Raw genomic sequence first — 10,652 nt, 5'->3', positions numbered from 1 at the left:
ACTAGTACGAGTTCCTGAATCAAATACTAAATATGGTGGAAACGGGGGAAAACCAGGGGCCCATGCCCTGATCTGTTGCCGCCAAGTATCAGTGAGTCCTCAGGGATTCCCAAGCGAAAAAAATTGTGATCCGGCGCTGCTCAGGGGCTTCACCCCGCTGTTCACAGGCGAAGTATTTATTGTGCCCAAACTCTTGCCTGGGCGAGACTCACGTAAGCCTACGGAAATTTCGGCAAGCGGGTCCGGGCAGGCATGCCGCGAAGCCGATGGTTTGAGCCGGCAAGACGCGGCAAGGTGCCGCCGATTCTCACCGCTCGAGCCGGTTCCACACCCTCATGACACCTGAAAACCAGCCGGGCGCCAAAGCGCGCATCGCGCCCGCGGGCATCGCCTTCCTCGCCGTCACCTCCATTGGCTGGGGCTTCAACTGGCCCGTCACCAAGTACCTGATCGGCTTTCTGCCGCCGCTCACGCTGCGCGGCACCACCGGGGTGATCGGCGCCGTTTTGCTGGCGATTCTCGCGCTGTTGTGGGGCCAGACCCTGCATGTGCCGCGCGCCTACTGGCCGCGGCTGGTGCTCGCCGCCATCCTCAATGTCGGATGCTGGATGGTGCTGATGGGATTTGCGCTGGTCTATCTTCCCGCGAGCGAAGCCGCGCTGATCGCCTACACCATGCCGGTCTGGGCCGCTGTCCTGTCTTGGCCAATTCTCGGCGAACGGCCGAACGGGCTGCGGGTGCTGTCGCTGGTGATGGCCTTTGCCGGGATGAGCGCGATCCTCGGCGGCAACGGCTTTGCGGCGAGCCTGTCGAAGCTGCCGGGAATCATCATGGCGCTCGGCGGCGCGATCAGCTTTGCCGTCGGCGCGGTGCTCGCCAAGAAGCTGCCGTTGGATTTGCCGCCGGTATCGGCCGCGGCCTGGCAGATCGGGATCGGCTGCCTGCCGGTTGCGATTGCGGGCCTGCTGTTCGAGAAGTCCGACTTTGCGGCACTTTCCGGCAATGGCTGGCTCTTGTTCGGCTATTCGACCGTCGGGCAATTCTGCATCGCCTATGTCTGCTGGTTTGCGGCGCTGGCGCGCCTGCCGGCCTCTGTCGCGGCGATCGGCACCATGGCGGTGCCGGTGATCGGCGTGGTGACGTCAGCGATCGCGCTGCATGAGCCGCTCGGCATCGGCCAGATCGCAGCTCTTATCTTTACGCTCGCGGGCGTGGCGCTCGCGACGCAGTCGTGATTCGAGGAGGGCGTCTGCGGCATCTGGCCTCAAGCTCCGATATTTCCGGCGCGCAGGAACGTTTGCCCGTCGTCGCCAGTTGGCTTGGCGGAGACGGAATCCTCGTGAGGAACGGGACAGTCACCATCGCGACAGGGCGGCGTAATGCCCGCCTGGTCGCGGTCCAGTCCTTCCTCGATCGACGAGCGAGCATCATGATCAAACGCAAGGCTACCTATTTTCGCAATTCGCTGGATCTGAAGGACAAGGTGCAGGTGAAGGTCTTGCGCAAGCGGCTCAGGCTGTCGGAAGCGCAGTTCGCCGATACTATTCGCAAATCCGGCAATTCGATCGCGGCCCTTACCAAAGAGGCGAGTTCGAAGGCTTGAGCGGCCTCTGGCGCCGGCTTTTTATGCCGCGGCGAACTGGACAATTCAGCCCGCAGGTGGCATCAGAGCCGCATCTCCAATGAAGCGGCCTGTCTCTTCATGAAGCAGTTCTTCCTCAAAGTATTCACCTGGTGGAACGGCCAGACCTTCGGCACGCAGCTGTGGACCTGGCGGTTCGGCGAACTGGTCGGCGAGGACGAGCAGGGCAACCGCTACTACCGCACCAAGGGCCGGAAGATCGATCCCACACTCGGCTTCGAGCGCCGCTGGGTGGTCTATAACGGCCTTGCCGAAGCGAGCCGCGTACCGCCGTCCTGGCACGGCTGGATGCATCACACCTTCGATGTTGCGCCTACCGAGGAAAACTACACGCCGTGGGAATGGGAAAAGCCGCACGTGCCGAACATGACCGGCACGCCCAGGGCCTATCGTCCGTCTGGCTCGACGCTCGCGAGCGGCCGTCGTCCAAAAGCGACCGGCGATTACCAGCCCTGGACGCCAGGAAACTGAGTTCTCAGCTGAGTTCTCTCCACCGCGCCATTATCTTTGACTTTGACGGCGTCCTCGCGGACAGCGAGGTGCTGTCGAATTCCGTGCTCGCCGAGATCGTCAGCGAACTCGGCGTGCCGACGACGGTGGAGGACGCCTACCGCACCTACATGGGCAAACGGCTTAACGAAGTGATCGAGGCCATCGAGCGCGTGATCGGCCGCAAGCTGCCGGCGGATTTTGCCGATGCTTATCAGCTCAGGACATTCGACGCCTTTCGCGCGCGCCTGAGGCCCGTCGTCGGTGCGCGGGAGTTTCTCGAAAGCTGGCGCGCGGTGCCGCAATGCATCGCCTCCTCGTCGTCGCCCGAGCGATTGGCGTTGAGCCTCGAGGTATTGAACATGACAGCGCTGTTCGAGGGGCGGGCGTTCAGCGCCTCCAACGTCGCGCGCGGCAAGCCGCATCCCGACATCTTCCTGCACGCGGCCGAGCAGCTTGGCGTCAAGCCTGGCGATTGCATCGTGATCGAGGACAGTGTTGGCGGCGTCACCGCAGGGCGCGCCGCAGGCGCAACCGTGATTGGCTTGACCGCGGCGGGCCATATCCAGCCGGGACAAGATGCGCGGCTGAGGCAAGCCGGCGCCGATCAAGTCGTGGCGTCATTTGAGGAGCTCGATCGGGTCATCCGTCCGCTGCTGCCCCAATAGATTTAAAAAGGTGCGTGTGCAGCGCCCGCGTGCCTGTGGACAACGGGATCAACGGGGACATCACTGATGCCGCTGTTGCGCCTCACGTAAGGCGCTGGCTCAATAGGGTCATCTTACGGAGATGGGAAACCACCGCGGACGGATCGGGCACCAGATCGCGACTGACCCGATAAGCAGCGGCTTCCGATCAGGATGAACCGGGAGATAGGCCCCCGGATACGACGTCCTGAGATCGCCCGTTTAAATGTGAGGCTACCGTGAGACAGGAAAGGCCGTTCGGGAAACCGGGCGGCCTTTTTCTTTTTTGGTTTTGCCCAGTCAGCCATTCGCGGCGATTGGCGTAGCGCTCAAGCGCGCCGCCGCTCGCTGGTTCGCCGCGCTGCGGCGCTCGCGGCCGGCTTCGATCTGTTGGTTCATGCGGGCGAGTATTTCCGGCGATGCGGTGTCGGGCGAGCCCGAGTTGAACGGGGGCGCAGGGTTATATTCGAGCCGCAGTTGGATGGCTTCCGCCATCTCGCGGCCGACCATGACCGAAACCAGCGTCAGCGCAAAATCGATTCCTGCGGTAATGCCTCCGCCGGTGACGCGGTTGCGGTCAACGCAGACGCGCGTTTTTGTCGGCAGCGCGCCGTACGGCCCAAGATATTCCATCGCGGTCCAGTGCGTCGTCGCGCGATAGCCATTCAGCAGGCCAGCCGCGCCGAGAACCAGTGATCCCGTGCAAACCGAGGTGATGTATTTCGCGGCCGCGGCCTGGGCGCGCAGGAAGTCGTGCATCTCGACGTCATTGACCATGTCGTCAGTGCCGGCGCCGCCGGGAACGCAGATCACGTCGAGTTGCGGGCAATCGGCAAAACTAACGGTCGGCGTGATCGTCAGCACGGTGTCGGTTGTGACCGGCTCGATCCGTTTCCAGATCAGATGGATGGTCGTGTTCGGCAGGCTGGAAAACACCTGCAACGGCCCGGTGAAGTCGAGCTGCGTCACGTTCGGGAAAATCGGAATTCCAATCTGAAGCGGCTTTGACATGGCGTGGAGCTTTCAAGGTTTGTCTTGACGGCCGCACTCTGGCATGGTGCTCTTCCGTCTTAAATGACATAGTTCCCTCATTTTCAGACATCAGGGCGTCGTGATCGGCATTCTCGTTTTTCCCGACTTCCAGCTCCTGGACGCGGCAGGCCCGATTTCGGTGTTCGAGATCGCAGGTCGCTTTGCCGGGACGCCTGCATCGATCAAGGTGCTCGCCGAAACGCCAGGGCCGGTGCGCTCATCGTCCGGCGCGGAAATGCTGGCGCGCGGCTTGCGGTCGGCTGGTCAACTCTCGACGCTGATCGTCGCGGGCGGTGACGGGGTTCGCGCGGCGGCGCAATCGGCGCGGATTCTCGCCTTCGTGCGCGCGGCGGCAAAACGCGGCGTCCGTATCGCCAGCGTCTGCTCCGGCGCCTACATCCTGGCTGAAGCCGGGCTTCTCGATGGCCGCCGCGCCACCACGCATTGGGGACGCACGCGGCACTTTCTTTCCACCTATCCCAAGGTGAAACTGGAACCCGACAAGATCTTCGTCCGGGACGGCGAGATCTGGAGTTCGGCCGGCATCAGCGCCGGCATCGATCTGGCGCTGGCGTTGATGGCGGAGGACTTCGGCGAAGAGGTGTCGCGGCAAACCGCGCGCCAGCTCGTGCTTTACGACAGGCGCAGCGGCGGGCAGTCGCAATTTTCCTCGCTGCTGGAGTTGAAATCCTCGACACGGCGTTTCGGTCCGCTGCTCACCTGGGCGCGCGAGCATCTCGACGCACCGCTGACGGTCGAGCATCTGGCCGAGCGGGCCGGAATGAGCACGCGGCATTTCACCCGTGCCTTCATCGCCGAGACCGGCAGCACGCCGTCGAAGGCGGTCGAGCGCCTGCGGTTGGAGGTGGCGCGCCAGCAGGTGCAATCTTCAAGTGACGCGATCGAGCGTGTGGCGCAAACCGCCGGTTTTCGCGATCCGGAACGGATGCGCCGCGCCTTCATCCGCGCCTTCGGCCAGCCGCCGCAATCGCTGCGGCGCGCGGCGCGCGGCTTGTAGCGGAATTCTTGCGGGGGCCTGACCGAACTGCCGATCTCGCAAGCGCCGATCTACTGCGTGGCAAAGGAGATCGTCGACCGATCATATTGCCCGGACCCCATGCCGTCGTCGGCGAAGATGTGGTGCTGGGCGATCCATTCGAAAGATTCTTCAAACACCTCTTTCGTGTAGGGCTCGAATACGATTCTTTCTCCCGGCCCCCAGCGCCGCGTATCCATCATGGCATGGAAGCGATCGGGGAATTCGTTCTTGTAGTAGTGGGTGTACCGTTCTGGACGAAGGTCGATGTCGCGCTGCGCCGACCGTAGCGCACGGAAATAGCGGCGAACATCCTCGCCCTCCGGTGAGCCCTTGATCATGGCCGCGATCATGAACGTGGTGTCGATGATCTTGCGGAAGCCCAGTTGCTTCGCAAAATAGTATGGACCGCTGAACAGCGCGGCGGCTTCGCTTCTGCCGTCGATCAGCCGCTCCATGCGGCTGAACAGCATGCCGTCTTCGAAAACCAGGTTGATTTTTTCCGCCGGAATATACTGTTCCAGCGCCTGTATCGTCGAATAGTGACTGCCGGACTGAAAGCCGACCGAGATCGGAACATGCGCCAGATCGGCCGGGGTGCGCACCTTCGAGTCGGCGGGAACGAAAATCCCTGATGGAGCGATCGAGTAAAGGTCCGAATACAGTTTGGTATGGCCGTTTGAAGCGGCAACGTTCACTGTCCAGTGGCAGGCGCAACTGACGTTGGCTTCCCGGCCTTGCTCGATGCTCTGGAAAGCGCCTTTGCCGCCTTTGTTATGATGCTGGCCTTCGGTCGATCGGATCAGTTCGCGAAACTCGTAGTCGAGCCCCTGATCGCGGAAATAGCCTTTTTCCTCCGCAACCCACTCCTGAAGCCGAAAATGCGGTTCGACGATGAACTTGGCCATTGGAGTCCTCCATATTCGTCAGCGGCTTGCGCTGTGAAGCTTGCCTTGGTCATTGACGCAAGCGTAGCGTCCGGCGGCGATCCAGGCCATGTCACAAATGGAATGATGGATATGAACAAAGAAGCATACTCAGAACTGAGCTTGCGCGAGCTGCGGGTTCTCCATGCCTTGCTGCAGCAACGCAGCATCACCCGTACCGCCGAGGTGATGGAAATGACCCAGCCCTCGATCAGCAAGCTGCTGCGGCGGTTGCGGGCGCAGTTTTCCGATCCGCTGTTTGTCCGCAATGGCCAGGCCATGCAGCCGACCGCCAAGGCGCTCGATATTGCCGATCGGCTACGCGTCCTTCTCGCCGCCGCCGATGGCCTTCGCTCGAGCGCGGCCGAATTCGATCCCGCGGATTCGGATCGGCGGTTCAGCCTGCTCCTGACGGATGTCGGAATGATCCACTTCCTTCCTCCGCTAATCGCGCGCCTGGCGACGATCGCGCCGAATGTCGGCGTGCGCGCCGTGCCGCTGGACGCGCGACAATTCGAATACCGGCTCGAAACCGGCGAGGCTGATCTTGCGTTCGGTGCGTTTCCGAAAGCTGCACGTCACCTGCGCCGGCAACGGCTTTACTTCGACAGCTATTCGAGCGTGCTCCGCAAGCGTCATCCGCGCCTGCGAAGGTGCCAGTCGCTCGCCGGCTTCCTCGCCGAGCGCCACATTCTGGTAACGGGGTCTGAGACCGGCCACGCCGCCCACGGTACGGCGCATCGGGTACTGGCTTCCGCCATTCCGCCTGAGAACGTGATGTTGCGGGTACCGAGCTTCATTGCCGGCGCTATCGTTTCAGCGGAGACGGATGGCGTCGTTACTTTGCCGTCCAATCTCGCAAGGCGCTTGGCGGCCCCGCTTGGCCTCGTCGCCTTCGACACCCCGGTTTCGCTGCCGCGGATCGAGATCGCCCAATTCTGGCACGAGCGCTATCATCGCGACGCCGGTCACAAATGGCTTAGAAATCTCGCCTTCGATCTGTTTTCCGGGTCGGTCCGCCAGACCTGAGCGGCAGTCCACGCGATGCCGCCTCCGAACCCGAAATGGGCCGAAGGCTGGCACGTCACCGAGATAGGGCGCTTAGACGCGACCGCGGCTATTGCCGGAAAGCCGCGATCGCCCTCATGAGCGATCCAGACTTTCTGCTGTAGCTTGCAGGTTAAATCCAGCCCGCGCCGAGATCGACGCCGAACGTCATCAGGCCGAGCGATAGAATCAGCCCTGCAAAACTAAAGATGACAATCGTCTTGAGCGGATGATCTTCGGTTTCGCGAACCGAGCCAATCGAGACGACGGTGCTCATGGAAAAATCAGTCATGTCAGAATCCCCCCTGGAAATGTTTTCTTACAGGCGGGGGGTGTACGCAGGCAATGTTTACAGTCGGTTGAACGGCATCGCCAATCGGTAGCCATCGTTATTAAATTGCAAAATTGAAGAAGCCACGCGGCTTGGCCAGCGCGAATTGCTTCGGCCCCCACGGTGAGATCAACCGGCTCTTAGCTAAATGTTAGGATCGAAGTGGTTAATAAAAGCCTTTGAGCCCGGAGAACTCTTGTGCTTGCAAGACTTTCGATCAGCACCAAGCTTTATGCAATCGTTTCCTTCCTGTTTCTGGTGATCGCCTCCATCGGAGGCTTTGCGTTCCTGGAGATACGCGCGATCAACGCGGCTGCCCAGGACATCCAGGCCCAGTGGCTGCCAAGCGTCCGGTGGATCGGTGAGATGCGGACTCAGTCGGCGCGGTTTCGTGCCGTGCTGCGTGATCATCTCATTGTAGCGGATGCCGACAGAACTGATGTCGACAAGAATCTGGTGGCCCGCAAGGTCGACTTTGAAAAGGCCGCGAAATCCTATCGCGGACTGATCGCCTCGCCCGCTGAGCACCAACTTGCCGACCGGTTGGAGAAGGATTGGCAAGATTTCCTCGATGCGTCCGCCGAAGTGCGTTCGCTTGTCGGCAAAGGTGATCTCGCGGCGGCGAAGCAAGTCAACGCCAAAAAGGTGGTCCCGACCGGCCGCGCAATGGACAAGACGCTCGTCGAGCTTACTGAGTTCAACGACAAGGGGGCCGAGGCGGCCGGGCAGACCGCCGAGGCGACCTATTGGAACGCCATCCGCTCCATGGTCGTTATTCTTGTCTGCGGCATCGTGCTCGGCCTTGGCGCGGCGATTTATATGGTTCGCGATATTCGCCACGGGATCGGCTCGATCCTGAAGCCTATGGGGCAATTGACCAAGGGCGAACTGTCGGTCGAGATTCCCCACCAGGGCGAGACGACCGAGATCGGCCGGATCGCTGCTGCGCTTCAAACTTTCAAGCAAGCGCTGCTCGCCAAGCGGGCTTCGGATGAGGCCGCCAATGCCGACAAGGCGGTCCATCTGGCGGGCGCTCAACGCATCAGCGCCGCCACTGCGGATTTCGAGGCCATGATCGGCCAACTGGTTGGCTCGCTTGCAACGGCTTCGACCGGGCTCGAAAGCTCCGCGACCACGCTTTCCTCGACCGCCGAGCACGCCCAGGAACTCACGAGCATGGTCGCAGCCGCGTCCGAGGAAGCCTCAACCAATGTGCAGTCGGTCGCTTCCGCAACCGAAGAACTGAGTTCGTCGGTCAACGAAATCAGCCGCCAGGTTCAGGAGTCGGCGCGGATGGCCAGCGAGGCCGTCGATCAGGCCCGCAAGACAAACGACCGCGTCGGGGAATTGTCGAAGGCTGCGGCCCGGATCGACGACGTGGTCGTCCTGATCAACACGATCGCGGGTCAGACCAATTTGCTCGCCTTGAACGCGACGATCGAGGCCGCGCGCGCCGGCGAGGCAGGGCGCGGTTTTGCCGTCGTTGCTTCCGAGGTCAAGGCGCTGGCGCAGCAAACCGCAAAAGCGACCGACGAGATCGGCCTGCAGATCAGAGGCATCCAGGCGGCGACGCAGGAGTCGGTGGATGCGATAGGGGAGATCAGCGGCACCATCGAGAAGCTGTCGGAGGTATCCTCGGCCATTGCGGCTGCGGTGGAAGAGCAGGGCGCAGCGACGCAGGAGATTTCCCGCAACGTGCAACAGGCAGCAGAAGGCACCCAGCAGGTTTCCTTGCATATTGCCGACGTGCAGCGTGGCGCCAGCGAGACAGGCCTCGCATCGTCCCAGGTTCTCTCCGCGGCGCAGTTGCTCGCCGGTGACAGCGACCGTTTGAAAAGCCAGGTCGAGACGTTCCTGAACGCCGTGCGTGCGGCCTGATCACGTCGCGCCGCGGGCGCGTTACTTGCCTCGATGTTCGGGCACGGCAACAACGCATCTCTCGCCGGCTAGTGCCGGCGAGCCTTTGCGAACCTGGAAACCCGAAATGTTCTCAGGCCTGGTAATTGATGAGCGTTGACGCGGCAAGCGAGCCGGACGCAGCCGTAGTTCCATTCGCTCCATAGTCAGCGAACTGTTGATGCTTGTCAGGGCGGACGACAGCGCCGACTGGTCCGACGAACTCACCGTGCCGGCCGACACTTCGGATTGAAGTTCGGCTTCCAGTTGTTGAAGAGGGCCGGTGTAAGTCGACTGGTTCGATCCGAGCGCCGAAATGGATGACATGAAATCTCCCGCCTAAAGCATGAACCAATTCATGGGCGAGTATGATTAACGGATACTGACTTGCTGGCCGGAGATTTGTTACGGATGGTTTCTTGCCAAGCGTCAGCAGCCGCACTTTACGAGCCGGCGGAGGCGGCTGCGATCTGCGGCGTTGGCGCGATCAATCGCCGGTGCTCGAAAGGCTCTCTTCAACCCGATCAAGATCCTGGATTTTGTAGATCAGCACGGAGACGATCCACCCCGAGGCGAAGACGCCGATGATGAGGTATCCCAGCAAGCCAAAGCTTCCATTCACGTGATCGACAAGAGTCCAGAAGCTGCCTTCCAGCCCAAACCTGTTCGCGAGCAGGCCGAGCGCTTCCATGCCGCCGATCAGGAGCGCCACGACGATCGATATCAGCGTCATGGTGAGATTATAGTAGAGTTTCCGGACCGGCTTGATGAAAGCCCAGCCGTAGGTCTGCACCATCAGCACGCCGTCGGTGGTATCGATCAGCGACATGCCGGCGGTGAACAGCGCCGGAAACACCAGTATCGACCAGGTCGAGAGTCCCGCCGAGCCTTGCGCTGCGGAAATTCCCAATAGGCCGACTTCGCTCGCCGTGTCGAAACCCAGCCCAAACAGAAGGCCGAGCGGATACATGTGCCAGCTTCGGGTGATGACGCCGAACAATGCCCGCAGAATGCGGGAGAGAAATCCCTGCCGGGACAGCAGGTCCTCGAGCGCTTCCTCCGTCACCCGCTCGCCGCGCCTGAGCGCCGCGAACGCGCGGTAGACCGACGTCAGGATCAGCGCGTTGATCAGCGCGATGACGAGCAGGAACGTGGCGGAGACGCCGGTTCCAATCGCGCCACCCATCGAGGCGAACCAGGCGAATCGTGCTTCCAGCGCGCCGACCGAGAGAGCGACCAATAGCGAGGCGATGATGACGACAGTCGAATGTCCGAGCGCGAAGAAGAATCCGGCCGAGATCGGCCGTTTGCCTTCCTGCATCAGCTTTCGCGTCACGTTGTCGATGGCGGCGATGTGATCGGGGTCCACCGCGTGACGAAGCCCGAAAGTATAGGCGAGCGAAGCCGTCCCGAGCAGGATCGGCTGCTCGCGAAACTGCGCGAATGCCCAGAGCCACGCCAGCACGTTTGCGGAAAGCAGCATGATATAGAGAAAACCCGTCTTGGCGCTCAGCGCCCCGGGCTTGTCGTCGAACACCCCTGGAATGAAGTTGCTCAAAGCGGCTAA

The 10,652-nt window shown here is 61.7% G+C and carries 12 protein-coding genes; 7 read left to right on the top strand and 5 right to left on the bottom strand.

The features are described from left to right. The first annotated feature begins 335 nt into the window (after positions 1–335). The 4 genes from WB528_RS02130 to WB528_RS02115 all read left to right on the top strand — a co-directional run bounded on the left by WB528_RS02130 (position 336) and on the right by WB528_RS02115 (position 2,799). A complete protein-coding gene (locus WB528_RS02130; RefSeq protein WP_423886775.1) occupies positions 336–1,235 on the top strand; it encodes a DMT family transporter in 900 nt (299 codons plus the stop codon). A 104-nt stretch (positions 1,236–1,339) separates the two neighbouring features. Further along, positions 1,340–1,603: a DUF3606 domain-containing protein gene (locus WB528_RS02125; RefSeq protein ID WP_423886774.1), complete on the top strand. Its 264-nt coding sequence runs from the start codon at positions 1,340–1,342 to the stop codon at positions 1,601–1,603. 99 nt (positions 1,604–1,702) lie between these two features. Further along, positions 1,703–2,113: an NADH:ubiquinone oxidoreductase subunit NDUFA12 gene (locus tag WB528_RS02120; protein ID WP_423886773.1), complete on the top strand. Its 411-nt coding sequence runs from the start codon at positions 1,703–1,705 to the stop codon at positions 2,111–2,113. Beyond that, positions 2,095–2,799, top strand: coding sequence for an HAD family hydrolase (locus WB528_RS02115; protein ID WP_423886777.1), 705 nt, complete (start codon positions 2,095–2,097; stop codon positions 2,797–2,799). Before WB528_RS02120 ends, WB528_RS02115 begins: the two co-directional genes overlap by 19 nt. Before the next feature lie 318 nt (positions 2,800–3,117). On the opposite strand, the gene WB528_RS02110 is transcribed toward WB528_RS02115, so the two are convergent. Further along, positions 3,118–3,828, bottom strand: a complete 711-nt coding sequence (locus WB528_RS02110) for a DJ-1/PfpI family protein (protein WP_423886772.1) — start codon at positions 3,826–3,828, stop codon at positions 3,118–3,120. A gap of 100 nt (positions 3,829–3,928) precedes the next feature. Between WB528_RS02110 and WB528_RS02105 the strand changes: the two genes are divergently transcribed. Beyond that, the gene (locus WB528_RS02105) at positions 3,929–4,867 is read left to right on the top strand and encodes a GlxA family transcriptional regulator (RefSeq protein ID WP_423886771.1); all 939 of its coding nucleotides are present in this window, start codon (positions 3,929–3,931) and stop codon (positions 4,865–4,867) included. Positions 4,868–4,917: 50 nt separating this feature from the next. On the opposite strand, the gene WB528_RS02100 is transcribed toward WB528_RS02105, so the two are convergent. Further along, positions 4,918–5,793, bottom strand: a complete 876-nt coding sequence (locus tag WB528_RS02100; RefSeq protein WP_423886770.1) for an ABC transporter substrate-binding protein — start codon at positions 5,791–5,793, stop codon at positions 4,918–4,920. Positions 5,794–5,904: 111 nt separating this feature from the next. On the opposite strand from WB528_RS02100, the gene WB528_RS02095 reads away from it, so the two are divergent. Next, positions 5,905–6,840, top strand: a complete 936-nt coding sequence (locus WB528_RS02095) for a LysR family transcriptional regulator (RefSeq protein WP_423886769.1) — start codon at positions 5,905–5,907, stop codon at positions 6,838–6,840. 151 nt (positions 6,841–6,991) lie between these two features. On the opposite strand, the gene WB528_RS02090 is transcribed toward WB528_RS02095, so the two are convergent. Next, entirely contained in the window at positions 6,992–7,150 is a 159-nt protein-coding gene (locus WB528_RS02090; protein WP_423886768.1) for a hypothetical protein, read from the bottom strand. 237 nt (positions 7,151–7,387) lie between these two features. Between WB528_RS02090 and WB528_RS02085 the strand changes: the two genes are divergently transcribed. Beyond that, complete coding sequence (locus WB528_RS02085) at positions 7,388–9,067, top strand: methyl-accepting chemotaxis protein (RefSeq protein WP_423886767.1); 1,680 nt, start codon at positions 7,388–7,390, stop codon at positions 9,065–9,067. A 21-nt stretch (positions 9,068–9,088) separates the two neighbouring features. Here WB528_RS02085 and WB528_RS02080 read toward each other — a convergent pair whose 3' ends face one another. Both WB528_RS02080 and WB528_RS02075 read right to left on the bottom strand, forming a co-directional pair. Next, complete coding sequence (locus WB528_RS02080) at positions 9,089–9,412, bottom strand: hypothetical protein (protein WP_423886766.1); 324 nt, start codon at positions 9,410–9,412, stop codon at positions 9,089–9,091. A gap of 160 nt (positions 9,413–9,572) precedes the next feature. Beyond that, positions 9,573–10,643, bottom strand: a complete 1,071-nt coding sequence (locus tag WB528_RS02075) for a HoxN/HupN/NixA family nickel/cobalt transporter (RefSeq protein WP_423886776.1) — start codon at positions 10,641–10,643, stop codon at positions 9,573–9,575. Positions 10,644–10,652 lie beyond the last annotated feature (9 nt).

Source organism: Bradyrhizobium sp., assembly GCF_049586575.1.
Taxonomy (GTDB): domain Bacteria; phylum Pseudomonadota; class Alphaproteobacteria; order Rhizobiales; family Xanthobacteraceae; genus Bradyrhizobium.
Note: the sequence above shows the minus strand (reverse complement) of the source record. Positions and strands in the feature narration are given on the sequence as shown.

What these genes read in the sequence shown, in the direction of transcription:
- WB528_RS02130 (WP_423886775.1), top strand. Translation starts at nt 336, where the DNA reads ATGACACCTGAAAACCAGCCGGGCGCCAAAGCGCGCATCGCGCCCGCG.
- WB528_RS02095 (WP_423886769.1), top strand. Translation starts at nt 5,905, where the DNA reads ATGAACAAAGAAGCATACTCAGAACTGAGCTTGCGCGAGCTGCGGGTT.
- WB528_RS02100 (WP_423886770.1), bottom strand. Translation starts at nt 5,793, where the DNA reads ATGGCCAAGTTCATCGTCGAACCGCATTTTCGGCTTCAGGAGTGGGTT.
- WB528_RS02110 (WP_423886772.1), bottom strand. Translation starts at nt 3,828, where the DNA reads ATGTCAAAGCCGCTTCAGATTGGAATTCCGATTTTCCCGAACGTGACG.
- WB528_RS02090 (WP_423886768.1), bottom strand. Translation starts at nt 7,150, where the DNA reads ATGACTGATTTTTCCATGAGCACCGTCGTCTCGATTGGCTCGGTTCGC.
- WB528_RS02080 (WP_423886766.1), bottom strand. Translation starts at nt 9,412, where the DNA reads ATGTCATCCATTTCGGCGCTCGGATCGAACCAGTCGACTTACACCGGC.
- WB528_RS02120 (WP_423886773.1), top strand. Translation starts at nt 1,703, where the DNA reads ATGAAGCAGTTCTTCCTCAAAGTATTCACCTGGTGGAACGGCCAGACC.